The organism is Microbacterium ginsengiterrae, from assembly GCF_014205075.1.
Classification (GTDB): Bacteria; Actinomycetota; Actinomycetes; order Actinomycetales; family Microbacteriaceae; genus Microbacterium; species Microbacterium ginsengiterrae.
The window spans coordinates 1,826,720-1,841,019 of sequence record NZ_JACHMU010000001.1 but is presented as its reverse complement, the minus strand read 5'-3'; the positions used below and the strand labels follow the sequence as shown (position 1 = coordinate 1,841,019).

Here is a 14,300-nt window from a genome sequence, read left to right as displayed (position 1 = left end):
CCGATCCTCGAAAAAGTATTCATCACTAACAAAATCCCCGCAAATCCTGCCGACGATCGTCACAGACCTGTAACACGGGCGAAAGCGCGGACCTCCGGTGCACACCGCCAACGCGGCGAAGTAGGCTCAGCGGGTGGGCAGAACCCGATCCAAGGACGAGGCGCATCCCGAGGCCCGCCTCGATCACGGCGGCATCGCGACGATCTCGCCGTCCTCCTTCACCTCCGGCTTCGAACTCGTCGTCGACGGCACGCCGCAGTCGCACGTCGACCTCGAGGACCCCACCCACCTGCATTTCGAGTACGTGGTCCGCATGGGCGCCGTGATCGATCAGCTGCGCGCCGGCCCGTTGACGGCTGTGCACCTGGGCGCGGGGGCACTGACGATCCCGCGTTACATCGAGGCCACTCGCCCCGGTTCGCACCAGCAGGTCATCGAATGGGAAGCGCCGCTCGCCGCGCTCGTCCGCGAACACCTCCCCCTCCCCCGCGGTGCGGCGATCAGGATGCGGATCGCGGATGCGCGCGCCGGCGTGCAGAAGCTGCCGCCTGCCCTCGTCGGCGCGTGCGACCTGGTCGTGTCGGACGTGTACTCCGGCGCCCAGACGCCCGCCCATCTCACCAGCGTCGAGTTCTACCGCGAGGTCACGGGCCTGCTGGCCCCGACCGGCGTGCTGCTGGTCAACGTCGCCGACGGCCCCGGCCTCGCCTTCGCGCGTCGGCAGGTCGCGACGATCGCGCATGTCCTGCCGGAGGTCGCCCTCCTCGCTGACACGCAGGTGCTCAAGGGCCGCCGATTCGGCAACCTCGTCATCGCCGCATCCCCTTCTCCCCTGCCCACCGAGTGGCTGCCCCGGATGCTGGCCGCCGGCCCACACCCGGCCAAGATCGCGCAGGGGGCCGAGGTCGTCGCGTTCGCGCAGGGTGCGCGGATCGTCACGGACGCGGATGCGGTGGCGTCTCCGAAGCCGGACGCGTCGATCTTCCTCCGCTGAAATCGTCATGCGGGGCGCGCCGACCGCCCGACTGTTGCCGCCCGAGGCAGACTGGGTGTGCGGCGGAAGGAGAGCGCATGGGTTACATCAAGGGTTACGACTCAGAGACTCTTCGCGAGCAGGTCGATCAGAGCGAGTGCGCCGAAAGACTGGCGGAGATCGAGGGGCAGCGCAGTCTGCCCGCCCTGCTCGAGCGGGTGTGGCTGCTGAAGGTGCTCGACCGCCTGGACGAGGCGCTGACCGTCGCCGACGAGTCCGTGCGGGTGGCCCGCATGGCCGGAACGCGCAAGGACGTCCTGCGGTCACGCGTGCTGCATGCGACGATCCTGCAGTACCGCGGCGCCTACGCGGCCGCCGACCAGGAGCTGGCGACCTGCACGACCGAGGCCGAGGGCCAGGGCTGGGCCGGTATCGCGGCGTTCGCGCACCATCACCGTGGACGAAACGCCTACGAGGGCGGTGACTTCGAGATCGCCCGCGAGAGCTTCAAACAGTCTCTGTTCCTGCGCCGAGAGACCGGCGCGTCCGACTCGGAGCTGGAGAGCGTCCTCCTGGCCATCGAGGCCGTCGAGAAGCGGCGCACGTCCAACCTCGTCGCCGGCTGAGCACGCAGGCTCACCCGTCGCGATGTCGGCGGAGTGTTCTACGCTGAACGAATGGCGGAACTCGATCGTGTACGCGTCTGGGCAGAGGCGCTGATCCGCCTGCACCTCGACGAGACGTGGTCGTTCGGCTTCGACAACGCCAAGCGCCGCGCAGGACAATGCGACTTCCGCACGCAGCGGATCACGGTGTCGCGCTATCTGGCCGCGCGCTTCGAGGATGACGAGATCCATCAGGTGCTGCTCCACGAGGTCGCGCACGCGATGGCGGGCCATCGCGCAGCGCACGGACCGGCCTGGCGCCGGATCGCCCGCGAGATCGGGTACGTCGGCGGCACGACCCATCACGGCGAGACCGCAGAGGAGCTCGCGCCGTGGGTCGGGACGTGTCCGGTCGGCCACGTGACCTATCGGCATCGTCGGCCCTCCCGCGCGACCTCGTGCGCGAAGTGCTCGAAGACGTACGATCCGCGGTACGAGTTCCGGTGGGTGCGGCGCGAGATCAGCGCGAGCACTCGACTCGCCGCTCAGACACCCCGCTAGGCATCCGCTGCGCGTCAGACGAACGGGACGAACGCGGCACCCTCGAGGATCGGCACCGCATCGGTGGCATCCACCTCTGCCGCGGCGGCCGGGGCGGTCGGCACGAGCCCCGTGGCCTCGATCTGCGCGGTCGCGTCGACTCCGGCGGCGATCTCCTTGCCCGATCCGGATGCCGTGAGCAGATGCCGCATCGCCCGCCGCAGGCCGCGCGCCGATTCGCAGGCGGCGGCGGCCTCCGGCGAGGTGTGATCGGCACCGAGGTCGCTGAGCGCGGCGATGATCGTGCCGGCGCCGAGGAGGTCCTCCACGGCGAACCGGAGGTCGCCGTCGTCGGTGAGCTCCCCCGCCGCGATCACCGCGACCGAGGTGCGTGCCTGCCGTCGGTTCTGGATCTCCAGGACGGCCCGTGCGACGGCGGCCGCGTTGCGCAGCGACCCGACGAGCACGGTCGCATCCCCGGACGCGGCGGCTGCGGCGACGGCCGCCCCGTTGCGCGACCAGGTGCGGGCGTCCGCCAGGGCCACCGCGCGGCCGGTGGCCGCGGCATCCGTGACGGTGGAGGAGAACCGGAGCACATCGACGACCACGACGATGTCCGCCGGTGCGAGACGGGCGAGTCCCGCCGTGCCCCACTCGAGACGGACCTGGTACGTGGACTGATCGAACGGCTGCGGCATGCTTTCAGCCTACGGCCGACGCGCGGGGTCACGATCGAACGTTTCCCCGCGCGACAGCCGTTCACCGCCGCGGCGTCGACGGTCAGTCGACCGCGAGCGCCTCGACCGGAGCGACTCTCGTCGCCAGCCGCGTCGGTGCCGCAGCGGCGACGACGGTGAGGACGGCGGTCGCGGCGACGATGACGATGATCGGCACCAGCGGGACGGCGGGGGCGACGAGGCCGGCGGTCTCCTCGAAGTACGGCGGCATGCGCACCGAGCCCAGCAGGGACTGCGCGGCGATCCAGCCGTAGAGGACCCCGAGCACGAGACCCGTGGCGGTCGCCGTCACCGTGATGTGCAGCGCCTCGAGCAGGATCATCCGGCGCACCTGCCGGTTCGACAAGCCGACGGCGCGCAGCAGTCCGAGCTCGCGCCGGCGCTGCACGACCCCGATCGTCAGCAGGTTCACGAGGCCGACCGCGGCGATGACGGCCGAGATGCCGACGAGCACCATCATGACGGCGGCGAAGCTGTCCATGACGAGCGCGAAGTCCTGATCGACCTCGCCACCGGCGGCCTTCGTCAGCAGCACCTTGACGGACTCCAGCGCGACGGCGAACATCGTCACGAGTGTGACGCCCATCACGACGCCGATCGCCATGCGGCTGGAGCGCTCCGGGTATCGCAGCGCGTTCTCCGCCGCGAGTCGGGCGGTCGCGGAGCGGCCGAACAGGCCTCCGACCAGCCGCAGCAGTGGCGGCATCACACGCACGGCGGCGAGCGAGATGCCGGTGAAGGACAGCAGCCCGCCGACGAACGCGATGATGACGCCGAGCGGAGTGACGAGTCCGACGAGCACGCCGAATCCCAGCAGCGCCGTGCCGAGGATGATCAGCAGCAGCGCACCGACGTGACGGGCGGGCCGCGCGGCGGCATCCTCATGAGACCGCTCGACGGAGCCGCCGATGGCCTGCAGCGGCGTCACGGTCAGCACCCTGCGGGAGCCGCTCCACGCAGCCGCCCACGTGGTGAGCGCCACGCCCACGACCGGCGCGAGGATCCCCGGTTGCACGAGGGTGACGTCCGGCACGACGCCGATCAGGCGCTCGGCGACGGCGATCCCCGCGGCGGAGACGAGCAGCCCGCCGACGAGACCGATCACCGCTCCGATCGCGCCGACGACGAACCCGTGGCCTGCGACTTCAGAGCGCTGCGAGCGCGCGGTCGCACCGATCAGCCGCATGAGCGCGATGCGGCGCTTGCGCCCGGCGACGATGGTCGCGAACGTGTTCGCGGTGACGATGGCGGCGACGTAGAGGGCGACGCCGATGAGGAGCACCGAGAGGATCGCGACGACGACCGCGAGCGTCTCGCTGTCGCCGATGTACGGGTCGGACTGCAGCATCCGACCGATGTAGGCGGTCGCCTCGACGAGGACGACGCCGAACGCCGACGAGAGCACGGCGACGAGGATGCTCGCCCCCATGCCGCGGTCGCGCAACCAGCCGAACCGGGGACCGGTGGCCGTGGTGTCGGGGACGACGGTGGTGACCGCACTCATGCCGTCACCTCTGCGGCGAGCATGTAGGCCGCGATCTGTTCGGCGCTCTGCTTGGGGTGGTCGGCGACGATGCGCCCGTCGCCGAGATAGAGCACCCGGTCGGCGTGGCTGGCGGCAACCGCGTCGTGGGTGACCATCGCGATCGACTGCCCGTGCTCGCGGCTCGCGGTCGCGAGAAGCTGCAGAACCTCTCGGCCGCTGCGGGAGTCGAGGTTCCCCGTGGGCTCATCCGCGAAGACGAGGTCGGGGGCGGTGGCCAGGGCCCTCGCGATGGCCACGCGCTGCTGCTGGCCTCCGGAGAGCTCGTGCGGACGGTGGTGCAGGCGGGTCGCGAGCCCGAGGCGATCGACGAGACCGTCGATGCGGGCCTTCTCGATCGCGCTGGGGCGCCGGCCGTCGAGCTCGAACGGCAACAGGATGTTGCCGATCGCATCGAGGGTCGGTACGAGATTGAAGGCCTGGAAGACGAAGCCGACGCGGCGGCGGCGCAGCAACGTGAGGTCGAGATCGCCGAGCCCGGTGATCTCGGTGTCGCCGATCCACGCCCGCCCCTCGGTCGGACTGTCGAGCCCGGCCATGATGTGCATGAGTGTGGACTTGCCGGAGCCGGAGGGCCCCATGATCGCGGTGAACTGTCCGCGGCGGATGCCGACGCTGATGCCGTCGAGCGCGTTCACGGATCCTTCACCGGATCCGTAGGTCTTGGTCAGGTGCTGGACGCGGGCGGCGAGCCCCAGGTCGCTGGTCGTGATCTCCATACCCTCACGCTATGAATCGGGGATGCCGCCCCACATCGCCCTGGAGCACGATCCCCGTACATCGGAAGGATGATCCCCGCCCGGGGCGGGACTACGCCAGGCCGTGCTCGAACGCGAACACGACCAGCTGCACGCGGTCGCGGAGGGCGAGCTTGGTGAGGATGCGGCTGATGTGCGTCTTCACGGTCGCTTCGCTGAGATATTCACGCCCGGCGATCTCCGCGTTGGACAGACCACGAGCGGCGAGCGCGAAGATCTCCTGCTCGCGGTCGGTGAGGGCGGAGTACTGCGGCGGCACGGGGCGCGTCTGAGGTGTGAAGTGCGCGAACAGTTCGCGGGTGGCTGATGCCGCGATCACGCTGGATCCGGAGTGCACGGTGCGGATCGCGGCGAGCAGGAACTCGGGCTCGGCGTCCTTCAGCAGGAAGCCGCTCGCCCCCTGGCGGATGGCACGCGCGGCCGCTTCGTCGAGGTCGAAGGTGGTGAGCATCACGACCTTCGGGGCGTCGGGGCGCGCGAGCAGCTCCGCCGTCGCGGTGAGGCCGTCCATGACCGGCATCCTGATGTCCATGAGGACGACGTCCGGGCGATGCGCGGCGACCGCGGCGAGCGCCTCCTGCCCGTTGCCCGCCTCGCCGACGATCTCCATGTCGGGCTGCGACGAGACCAGCATGCGGATGCCGGCTCGGAACAGCGCCTGGTCGTCGACCAGCAGCACCCGGATCATTCTTCTCCTCCTGTTGCGCCCTCTGCCGGGCTCCCGATGGGCAGTCTGCCACGCACGACGAAGTCCACGCCCTCGCGCTCGGCGCACAGCGTCCCCCCGATGAGCTGGGCCCGCTCACGCATGCCGACGATGCCGTGCCCTCCCCCGCCGGACGGGCGCGCGTCAGCGTCGGTGACCGCGTTGCGCACCTCGATCTCGACGCGATCGGCCAACCAGGACAGCCGCACGTCGACGACCCCGCCCGCGCCGTGGCGGATGGCGTTCGTGAGGGCCTCCTGCATGATGCGGTAGACCGCCAGCTGCACCGCCGCCGGCGGCTCCCCCGGGGGTGTGGGATCGACCGTGACGCGGGGTTCGAGGCCGGCCTGCTGCACCTGCTGGAACAGCTGATCGAGGTCGGCGATGGTCGGCTGCGGCCCGTCGCCCTGCCGGTGACGCAGTTGCGTGAGCAGCATCCGCACGTCCGACAGCGCGGCACGCGCCGTCTGCGACACCGTCCCGAGGGCTTCCGTCGCGATCGCCGGGTCGGATGCCGCCGCATACCGCGCGCCGTCGGACTGCGCGATGATCACGGCGAGCGAATGCGCGACGATGTCGTGCATGTCGCGGGCGATGCGCACGCGCTCCTGCTCCTCCGCCGTGGCCGCCTCGGCGAGGGTCTGCGCCTCCCGTGTCGCACGCCACCGCAGCACCATGCGCCATCCGAAGCCGCCGAGCCACGGCGCCCCCAGTGCCAGGATGCTCATCACCGCGACGAGCGTGATCGTCGCGATGGAGCTGACGATGCTTCCCGCCGGCGCCAGTCCGTTCACGAAGAAGATCTGCACCGACGCGAGGACGCCGCCGACGAAGGCCGATCCGAGTCCGGCCCAGAACACCTTCGTCGATCCCCACGCTGCCGTCGCGTACAGCACACCGAGGATCGCGAGGTTGATGGGCAGAGGACCGAGCCCGGCAGCCATCTGCGCGATCGCCCCTGCCCAGGCCACCACGAGGGAGATGCCGGGCGCGAGCCGACCGACAGCCACCGCGCCGCACTGCAGCGTACCGGCGAGGAACAGGATGCCGATTCCCACGGCGTCCGAGACGATGGGGCTGAGGTTCCCCGGGGCGTAGAAGGCCAACGACACCGGCACGGTGAGCGCGAAGAGGACGAACGCGCCGACGATGTCGAGGACGAGCGCGGTGCGCGAGAGCGGGCGGATCACTCTCTCACGCTACGCGAGCGCACATGGCGCGGCATCCGTCGGGAGATGTATCCTTGCGCGCCGCCTCGATCAGGCGCGCGCGATGATCTCCCCGTGCGGCACCAGGAACCAGCCGTCCTCGGCATCCGCCCACCGCCGCCAGCCCTCGCTGATGCGGCGCAGGTCGGCCGGCTCTGCCATCCCCGCGTCGACGAGCTGACGGGCGAGGGCAGATCCCACGATGCGGTCCGCCCACACCCCGCCCCACCACGCGCGCTCCTCGGGCGTCGCGTAGCACCAGGTGGATGCCGTCGCCGTGACATCCTCGAAGCCCGCGGCCTTCGCCCACGACAGCAACCGCCGTCCGGCGTCGGGCTCTCCACCGTTCGCACGGGCCGCATCCCGGTAGAGCCGCACCCAGTCGTCGAGCTCCGGAAGCAGGGGGAACCAGATGAACCCGGCGTAGTCCGCATCGCGCGCGGCCACGACGCCACCGGGCCGTGTGACCCGGCGCATCTCGCGCAACGCCTGGACGGGGTCTGCCACGTGCTGCAGCACCTGGTGCGCATGGACGACGTCGAAGGCGCCATCGGGGAAGCTCAGCCCGTGCACGTCCTCGATGGAGAAATCGATGTTCTTCGTGCCCGCTTCCTCCGCTCGAGTGCGGGAGAGGGCGAGTTCGGCATCGCCGATCTCGGTCGCTGTGACGTGTGCGACGACCTCGGCGAATTCGACGGTGATGGTCCCCGGCCCCGCCCCGACGTCGAGGAGTCGCGTGTCGGGCGAGAGGAACGGTCGGAGATACGCGGCCGAGTTGTCGATGCCGCGGTTGCTGTGCGACCGGAGGACCGATTCGTGGTGTCCGTGGGTGTAGACGGTCATGGTCGCCTCTCGGTTCGTGGCGCGGCGGTCAGCGCAGGACGGAGGCGATGCGGCGGATCGCCTCCCGATCGGGTTTTCCGGACGGCAGGGTCGCGAGCTCGTCGACGAGGATGAGGCGAGCCGGTCTGGCGTGCTTGCCGATCTCGGCGGCGACGGCGGCTCTCGCCTGTTCGAGCTGTTCCGTCTCGCTGCGGCGGAGTGCCCGCCCTCGGGCGGCGACGATCACGGAGGACTCGCCCCATCGCTCGTCCTCAACCGCGACGACGACGGCGCCGGTGAGTCCGGGGATGCCGCGGACGATGCGTTCCACCCGATCGAGGGAGATGTTGATACCGCCGGAGACGATGACGTTGTCCGCGCGGCCCTGCACCTGGACCCTGCCGTCCTCGACGATGCCGAGGTCCCCCGTGCGATACCAGCGGATGCCGTGCTCGTCGCGGATGAACGTGCGATCGGTGAGCGCGGGATCGCCGAGGTAGCCGTCGGCGAGCATGGGCCCGGCGATCTGCAGTTCGCCGTCGACGGTGCGGACGGCCGCCGTCTCGAGCGGGCGGCCGTCGTACACGCAGCCTCCGCTCGTCTCGGTGGAGCCGTAGGTGCGGACGAGCCGGGCTCCGAGATCGGCCGCGCGGTCGCGAAGCGGCTGCGGGAGCGCCTGCCCTCCGACGAGGATCGCGTCGTACGCGCGGAGGGCGGCGAGGACGTCCGGATCGTCGGAGGCGTCGATCAGGGTCGCGATCTGCGCAGGAACGAGCGCGGTGAAGCGCGCGGACGAGGGCAGGGCGTGCGTCGCCTGCGCGAAGGACTCGGGGGAGAACCGTCCGCCGAGAACCACCGGATCCGTTTCGGCGAAGATCGAGCGCACGATGACCTGGAGGCCGGCGACGTAACCCGCCGGGAGTGCGAGCAGCCAGGAGCCGGTGCCGATCCGCCGCGCGGTCGCATCGGCGCCCGCGCGCAGGGCCTCCGCGCTGAGCACCACGCGCTTGGGCACTCCCGTCGACCCGGATGTGCCGATCACGACGGCCGTGCCGTCGGCGACCTCTTCCGGCTGATCGCCGAGCATGCCGAGGCCGAGCGCCGGACCCCCCTCGAAGGCACGGAGGAGATCACGCTGCAGCTGAACGGCGTCATCCGCCGTGACCGACATCAACCTCGTCATGTGCTCATGCCTCTCAACTCAAGCGCATTTCGACTCGCTGCGCTCGCTCAATGTTGACCCGGCTCGCATCAACGCTTCGCATTGACGCCTCCTACCCCCAGCGCATTTCGACTCGCTGCGCTCGCTCAATGTTGACCCGGCTCGCATCAACGCTTCGCATTGATCCGAGCCGCGTCAATAGTGCCAGGGGAAGGAGGACCAGTCGGGGTCGCGCTTCTCGAGGAAGGAGTCGCGCCCCTCGACCGCTTCGTCGGTCCCGTAGGCGAGGCGGGTGGCCTCACCGGCGAACACCTGTTGCCCGACCATTCCGTCGTCGACGGCGTTGAACGCGAACTTCAGCATGCGGATCGCCGTGGGCGACTTGGTGAGCACGGTGCGCGCCATCTTCAACGCCTCGCGCTCGAGCTCGGCGTGCGGCACGACCCGGTTGACAGACCCCATCTCATACGCACGCTGCGCCGAGTACTCCTCAGCGAGGAAGAACACCTCACGGGCGATCTTCTGCCCGGTCTGGCGCGCCATGTACGCCGAGCCGTAGCCGGCGTCGAAACTGCCGACGTCGGCGTCGGTCTGCTTGAACCTGCCGTGCTCGGCGGAGGAGATCGACAGGTCGCAGACGATGTGCAGCGAGTGCCCGCCACCTGCCGCCCAGCCGGGGATCACGGCGATGACGACCTTCGGCATGAAGCGGATCAGTCGCTGCACCTCGAGGATGTGCAGTCGCCCAGCCCGCGCGGGGTCGCCGACGGAGTCCGCGGAGTCGGAGTACTTGTACCCGTCGCGCCCGCGGATCCGCTGGTCGCCGCCGGAGCAGAACGCCCACCCGCCGTCCTTCGCGCTCGGACCGTTCCCGGTGAGGAGGACGGCACCGATCCTGGGATCCTGGCGGGCGATGTCCAGCGCGCGGTACAGCTCGTCGACCGTGTGCGGCCGGAACGCGTTGCGCACCTCCGGTCGGTCGAACGCGATGCGCGCGACTCCGCCGTCGTGCGAGACATGCGCGGTGATGTCGGTGTAGGCATCGGCGCCGGGCGCGAGCACCCATTCCGCCGGATCGAACAGCTCGGAGACCATGGCCCCAGCCTATGCCGCGCGGTCGGCGCGACGCGTCTTGAGCCAGCCGTCCACGACGTCCCACACGGCGATGCCGATGATGAAGGCTCCGGTGATCACGGCGAGGATGCGGAAGGTCCCGCCCTGCATCGCCGACTGCGCGTCTCCGGCGGCGAACCCCTCTCCTCCGGCCGCGCTCACGACGGCGAGGAACTCAGGGTTGACGAGCTGACCGGTCGCCAGCAGCACCACCGCCGGCACCGCGACCAGGACGGCGAGCACCGTGTTGACCGCAGCGGCCGTGCGGGTCCAACGCCCTCGCCCGTAGACGTAGACGGCGAGCACCGCTTCCGCGCCCATGAGCGCGAACAGCCCGGTGATCCACCACGGCCACAGATCGGGATGCAGGACCGGGATCGGCTCACCGCCGGTCGGGAAGAATCCGCGGAAGTGGTCCCAGAGCACGGCACCCGCACCGAGCAACAGGAAGACGACCGTTCCGATGAGCTCCGACCGACCGACTCCGCGCTCGGAGGGCTCGGGGAGCATGTCGACGTTCCACTGCGTGATGGTCGTGTCGCTCCCGGTCCGTTCGAGGATGAAGAACACCAGCGTGACCCAGAACGCGACGTGGACGATGGCGCCGACGCCCGCGACGGCCGCCGCGCCGATGACCTCCCCGATGTCTCCACCGGCGATCACCTGCCCGATCGCGACCCCGACCATCGCCACCACCGGCACCATGATCCCCAGCAGCTTCAAAAGACGCCACCAGGCGAGGTAGTAGCGCGGCCCGATGAGATGCAGAGGACGGTCGGCGTACCCTGCGGCGAGCGCGGCGGGGTCGCCGAGATCGGTGAGCACGGCGCGCTCCGCCTCCGCCCTGTCCTCCCCCTGCTCGACGCGCGTCTCGACGGCGTCCTCGACCGAGGCCTGCAGTTCGGTGCGGACGTCGGCCTGGAGAGCCGGCGGGAGAGACGCGACGGTGGCGCTGATGTAGCGCTCGGTGAATGTTGCAGCCATGATCAGTGCTCCTGTTCAGACGTGTCGGTGGTGAGGGTCGCGATCGCCGCGGTGAGCGATGCCCACTCAGTGGTGAGGGTGTCGGCGAGTCGGATGCCGACCGAGGACGTGCGGTAGAACTTGCGGGGCCGCGCCTCGTCGGTGTTCCACTCGCTCGTGAGATGCCCCTGCTTCTCGAGCCGCCGCAGCAGCGGGTAGAGCGTGTTCGCATCCGTGGCGAAGCCGCGACGCTCCAGCTCCTCGAGCAGCCCGTAGCCGTAGCCCGGGGTGCGGAGCAACTGCAGGCAGGCAAGCACGACCGTGCCGCGCCTCAGCTCCTGAAGGTGTGTCTCGAGCATCTCGTCCATGTCCGGAACATTACCGTGCGTCACACACCATTGTCAATGACACGTTGCTGGAACACAGCACCGGAGTACGGTGGCTGAATGCTCGAACTCACACTGGTCGACGCGTACGACGACGAGGCGGTCGATCGCTGGTGGGACATCTACGCCGCCGCCGAACGCGCCGATCGTGGCGCGGACACCGCGGTGTGGACGAGGAACGAATCGCGCCACGAGCTCCGGCAACGCAGTCGGACCGTCGAACGCCGCGCCTACCTCGCTCTCAGCGACGGGGTGGTCGTCGGCAGCGGCCGGCTCGCCCTTCCGCTCCGCGACAATCTGCGCACCGCCTCCCTCGGCGTGCATGTGGCGCCGGACATGCGCCGTCGCGGTACCGGCTCGGAGGTGCTCGCCGCACTCGAGTCCGCGGCCGGCGCCGCCGGGCGCGACATCCTCACCTCGACGGCCTCCTGGCCGTACGACGCCGGTCTCGACGGAACGGGAGTCCCCGGCCGGGAGTTCGCGCGGCGACACGGCTACGCGCTGGCGCTCGGTGACGTGCAGAGCCGCCTGCGACTGCCCGTCGACGACGACCTGCTGGGCGCTCTCGCGGCCGATGCCGCGGCCCATTCGACCGGATATGCGCTGCGCTCCTGGATCGGGAGCGTCCCGCAGCCGCTCGTCCACGGATGGGCCGAACTCGACGCCGCCGTGGAGACCGAGGCGCCCGTCGGCGATCTCGACCTCGAACCCGGCACGGTCGATGTCGACGCGGTCCGAGCCGACGAGGCCCTGCTCGCTCGGCAGAACCGTCGGAGCTTCGGGACGGCCGCCGTCGATGCGTCGGGCCGCGTGGTCGCCTACACGCAGTTGGTCGTGTCGGGCGACGACGGGAACGCGTACCAGTGGGGGACGCTCGTGCGACGGGAGGCGCGCGGACACCGCCTCGGCATGGCCGTGAAGGTCGCGAACCTCCGGATGCTGCAGGAGCAGGCATCGTGCGTGCGCTCGGTGTACACGTACAACGCCGGGGTGAACGAGCACATGCTCCGCATCAATCGTCGGCTCGGCTTCGTGCCGTCCGAGCACATGGGCGAGTTCCAGAAGAAGATCTGACCTGCCCGGTTCGACGAGGCGCGCATGGGTTTCGCGGCCCGCGGATGCAGAATGAGGGCATGACGCCGGATCTGAAGGACCTCCTGTCGACGGCCAGAGTGGTCGCGCTGCCGATGACCACGAGATTCCGCGGCGTCGATATGCGCGAAGCGCTGCTCCTGGAGGGCCCGGAGGGCTGGGCCGAGTTCTCGCCGTTCGTGGAGTACGGGGATGCCGAGGCCTCTGCCTGGCTGCGCGCCGCCGTGGACTACGCCTGGACCCCGCAGCCGGCGGCGCGGCGGGACAGCATCCGTGTGAATGCGACGATCCCGTCCGTCACGGCGACCAGGGTGCCGGAGATCCTCGCCCGATTCCCCGGATGCCGCACCGCCAAGGTGAAGGTCGCAGAGCCAGGCCAGCACCTCGCGGACGACGTCGCGCGCGTTCGCGCGGCACGTGAGGCCCTGGGGCCGGAGGGACGGATCCGCATCGATGCCAACGCCGCGTGGAACGTGGACGAGGCCGAACGCGCCCTTCATGCCCTGGCCGAGTTCGACCTCGAGTACGCGGAGCAGCCGTGTGCGACCGTCGATGAGCTGGCGGAGCTGCGCGGGCGCGTGAAGTACATGGACATTCCGATCGCGGCGGACGAGAGCGTCCGCAAGGCGGAGGACCCCATCGCTGTGGCGAGGGCCGGCGCCGCCGACCTCGTGATCATCAAGGCGCAGCCCCTCGGCGGCATCCGGCGCGCGCTGGACATCGTCGCCGAGGCAGGGCTACCCGCCGTCGTGTCCAGTGCCCTCGACACCGCCGTCGGACTCAGCCAGGGTGCGGCTCTCGCCGCAGCCCTCCCGGAGCTCGACCACGACTGCGGCCTCGGCACCGGTGCGCTGTTCGTCGAGGATGTCGCCGAACTCTCCCCCGTCGACGGCGCGATTCCCGTGGGGCGCGTCACGCCCGATCCCGCACGCCTGGCGCGGCACGCCGCGACCGCCGACCGCACGCAGTGGTGGCTGGACAGGCTCGCCCGTTGCCACGCGCTGCTCGCGGCATCCGAGCACTGACCCCGGGCAGCGACCTCAGGAGCCGGCGGGGGCGATGATCAGCCCCACGAGCTGTCCGAGGGACTCGGCGCCGGCGCGGTGCAGTTCCTCGCCGTCGTAGCCGGAGAGCGCGGCACGGACCATGCACCCCTCCCACTGCACCATGAGCATCTGCGCGGCGACGGGGACGTCGACTCGCAGCGCGAACAGGCCGGAATCGACGATGTCCTGGATGATCGCCTCGATGCTGGCGATCATCGCCCTGTCCTGCGCGCGCAGCGCCTTCCCGAACGCCTGGTCCCGCAGGGCATGGATGCGGATCTCGCTCATCATCAGGACGTCGAGGCGGTCGTCGAGCCCGGAGTCCAGCACGCGCTGCACGAGCGCGACAGGGTCGGCGGCGGCCATCTGCCCATCCGCGACGACCTCCCCGATACGGCCGCGCACCGACGCGAGGCGCTCCTCCGCGACCGTGGAGGCGAGCTCGAGGAACAGTTCGTCCTTCGACTCGAAGTTGGAGTAGAACGCTCCGCGCGTGAAGCCGGCCCGCTCGCAGATCGCCTCGACGCTGGCCCCGTCCAGGCCGACCTCGGCGAACACCTGGGCCGCCGCGTCCAGTAGTCGGGCGCGCGTGTTCTCACGCCGCCTCGTCACGGGAATCGTCATCGCGTCCTCCTCCTCCCAGCTT

General features: G+C 70.4%; 16 protein-coding genes. 5 read left to right on the top strand and 11 right to left on the bottom strand.

Translation table 11 applies throughout. From position 1 onward, the window contains the following. Window positions 1-133: 133 nt before the first annotated feature. The 3 genes from HD600_RS09175 to HD600_RS09165 all read left to right on the top strand — a co-directional run bounded on the left by HD600_RS09175 (window position 134) and on the right by HD600_RS09165 (window position 2,139). The gene (locus HD600_RS09175; RefSeq protein ID WP_184283144.1) at window positions 134-994 is read left to right on the top strand and encodes a fused MFS/spermidine synthase; all 861 of its coding nucleotides are present in this window, start codon (window positions 134-136) and stop codon (window positions 992-994) included. A 77-nt stretch (window positions 995-1,071) separates the two neighbouring features. Beyond that, window positions 1,072-1,599 carry a hypothetical protein gene (locus tag HD600_RS09170; RefSeq protein ID WP_184283143.1) on the top strand — a complete coding sequence of 176 codons (528 nt, stop codon included), beginning with the start codon at window positions 1,072-1,074 and terminating at the stop codon, window positions 1,597-1,599. A 51-nt stretch (window positions 1,600-1,650) separates the two neighbouring features. Continuing rightward, window positions 1,651-2,139, top strand: coding sequence for a SprT-like domain-containing protein (locus HD600_RS09165; RefSeq protein ID WP_144794906.1), 489 nt, complete (start codon window positions 1,651-1,653; stop codon window positions 2,137-2,139). 14 nt (window positions 2,140-2,153) lie between these two features. Here the strand turns inward: HD600_RS09165 and HD600_RS09160 are convergent, their stop codons facing one another. The 10 genes from HD600_RS09160 to HD600_RS09115 all read right to left on the bottom strand — a co-directional run bounded on the left by HD600_RS09160 (window position 2,154) and on the right by HD600_RS09115 (window position 11,498). Continuing rightward, window positions 2,154-2,816: a 2-phosphosulfolactate phosphatase gene (locus HD600_RS09160; RefSeq protein ID WP_184283142.1), complete on the bottom strand. Its 663-nt coding sequence runs from the start codon at window positions 2,814-2,816 to the stop codon at window positions 2,154-2,156. 82 nt (window positions 2,817-2,898) lie between these two features. Further along, on the bottom strand, window positions 2,899-4,359 hold the full coding sequence (locus HD600_RS09155; protein ID WP_184283141.1) for an ABC transporter permease: 1,461 nt from the start codon (window positions 4,357-4,359) through the stop codon (window positions 2,899-2,901). Continuing rightward, window positions 4,356-5,117: an ABC transporter ATP-binding protein gene (locus tag HD600_RS09150; protein WP_144794900.1), complete on the bottom strand. Its 762-nt coding sequence runs from the start codon at window positions 5,115-5,117 to the stop codon at window positions 4,356-4,358. Before HD600_RS09150 ends, HD600_RS09155 begins: the two co-directional genes overlap by 4 nt. A 91-nt stretch (window positions 5,118-5,208) precedes the next feature. Beyond that, window positions 5,209-5,844: a response regulator gene (locus tag HD600_RS09145; RefSeq protein ID WP_144794898.1), complete on the bottom strand. Its 636-nt coding sequence runs from the start codon at window positions 5,842-5,844 to the stop codon at window positions 5,209-5,211. Continuing rightward, window positions 5,841-7,052, bottom strand: coding sequence for a histidine kinase (locus HD600_RS15195; RefSeq protein WP_184283140.1), 1,212 nt, complete (start codon window positions 7,050-7,052; stop codon window positions 5,841-5,843). The genes HD600_RS09145 and HD600_RS15195 overlap by 4 nt, the downstream gene beginning before the upstream one ends. Before the next feature lie 69 nt (window positions 7,053-7,121). Further along, on the bottom strand, window positions 7,122-7,913 hold the full coding sequence (locus HD600_RS09135; protein ID WP_184283139.1) for a methyltransferase domain-containing protein: 792 nt from the start codon (window positions 7,911-7,913) through the stop codon (window positions 7,122-7,124). Between the two features lie 28 nt (window positions 7,914-7,941). After that, complete coding sequence (locus tag HD600_RS09130; RefSeq protein WP_184283138.1) at window positions 7,942-9,075, bottom strand: AMP-binding protein; 1,134 nt, start codon at window positions 9,073-9,075, stop codon at window positions 7,942-7,944. 174 nt (window positions 9,076-9,249) lie between these two features. Continuing rightward, entirely contained in the window at window positions 9,250-10,149 is a 900-nt protein-coding gene (locus tag HD600_RS09125; RefSeq protein WP_184283136.1) for a 1,4-dihydroxy-2-naphthoyl-CoA synthase, read from the bottom strand. A 9-nt stretch (window positions 10,150-10,158) separates the two neighbouring features. After that, window positions 10,159-11,151 carry a permease prefix domain 1-containing protein gene (locus tag HD600_RS09120; RefSeq protein ID WP_184283134.1) on the bottom strand — a complete coding sequence of 331 codons (993 nt, stop codon included), beginning with the start codon at window positions 11,149-11,151 and terminating at the stop codon, window positions 10,159-10,161. Window positions 11,152-11,153: 2 nt separating this feature from the next. Beyond that, complete coding sequence (locus tag HD600_RS09115; protein ID WP_144795179.1) at window positions 11,154-11,498, bottom strand: PadR family transcriptional regulator; 345 nt, start codon at window positions 11,496-11,498, stop codon at window positions 11,154-11,156. A gap of 78 nt (window positions 11,499-11,576) precedes the next feature. Here HD600_RS09115 and HD600_RS09110 point away from each other — a divergent pair, with 78 nt between their 5' ends. Beyond that, entirely contained in the window at window positions 11,577-12,590 is a 1,014-nt protein-coding gene (locus HD600_RS09110; protein WP_184283132.1) for a GNAT family N-acetyltransferase, read from the top strand. A 59-nt stretch (window positions 12,591-12,649) separates the two neighbouring features. Next, window positions 12,650-13,633 (top strand): o-succinylbenzoate synthase, encoded by a 984-nt coding sequence (locus tag HD600_RS09105; protein ID WP_184283130.1) that lies wholly within the window; start codon window positions 12,650-12,652, stop codon window positions 13,631-13,633. A 15-nt stretch (window positions 13,634-13,648) separates the two neighbouring features. Here the strand turns inward: HD600_RS09105 and HD600_RS09100 are convergent, their stop codons facing one another. After that, window positions 13,649-14,278 carry a TetR/AcrR family transcriptional regulator gene (locus HD600_RS09100; protein ID WP_184283128.1) on the bottom strand — a complete coding sequence of 210 codons (630 nt, stop codon included), beginning with the start codon at window positions 14,276-14,278 and terminating at the stop codon, window positions 13,649-13,651. Between the last annotated feature and the right edge of the window lie 22 nt (window positions 14,279-14,300).

Bases quoted from the DNA above. Each gene is read 5' to 3' on its own strand.
- HD600_RS09165 (WP_144794906.1), top strand. From the start codon at position 1,651: ATGGCGGAACTCGATCGTGTACGCGTCTGGGCAGAGGCGCTGATCCGC.
- HD600_RS09170 (WP_184283143.1), top strand. From the start codon at position 1,072: ATGGGTTACATCAAGGGTTACGACTCAGAGACTCTTCGCGAGCAGGTC.
- HD600_RS09145 (WP_144794898.1), bottom strand. From the start codon at position 5,844: ATGATCCGGGTGCTGCTGGTCGACGACCAGGCGCTGTTCCGAGCCGGC.
- HD600_RS09110 (WP_184283132.1), top strand. From the start codon at position 11,577: ATGCTCGAACTCACACTGGTCGACGCGTACGACGACGAGGCGGTCGAT.
- HD600_RS09120 (WP_184283134.1), bottom strand. From the start codon at position 11,151: ATGGCTGCAACATTCACCGAGCGCTACATCAGCGCCACCGTCGCGTCT.
- HD600_RS09125 (WP_184283136.1), bottom strand. From the start codon at position 10,149: ATGGTCTCCGAGCTGTTCGATCCGGCGGAATGGGTGCTCGCGCCCGGC.
- HD600_RS09130 (WP_184283138.1), bottom strand. From the start codon at position 9,075: ATGACGAGGTTGATGTCGGTCACGGCGGATGACGCCGTTCAGCTGCAG.
- HD600_RS09155 (WP_184283141.1), bottom strand. From the start codon at position 4,359: ATGAGTGCGGTCACCACCGTCGTCCCCGACACCACGGCCACCGGTCCC.
- HD600_RS09135 (WP_184283139.1), bottom strand. From the start codon at position 7,913: ATGACCGTCTACACCCACGGACACCACGAATCGGTCCTCCGGTCGCAC.
- HD600_RS09100 (WP_184283128.1), bottom strand. From the start codon at position 14,278: ATGACGATTCCCGTGACGAGGCGGCGTGAGAACACGCGCGCCCGACTA.
- HD600_RS09160 (WP_184283142.1), bottom strand. From the start codon at position 2,816: ATGCCGCAGCCGTTCGATCAGTCCACGTACCAGGTCCGTCTCGAGTGG.
- HD600_RS09105 (WP_184283130.1), top strand. From the start codon at position 12,650: ATGACGCCGGATCTGAAGGACCTCCTGTCGACGGCCAGAGTGGTCGCG.
- HD600_RS09150 (WP_144794900.1), bottom strand. From the start codon at position 5,117: ATGGAGATCACGACCAGCGACCTGGGGCTCGCCGCCCGCGTCCAGCAC.
- HD600_RS09115 (WP_144795179.1), bottom strand. From the start codon at position 11,498: ATGGACGAGATGCTCGAGACACACCTTCAGGAGCTGAGGCGCGGCACG.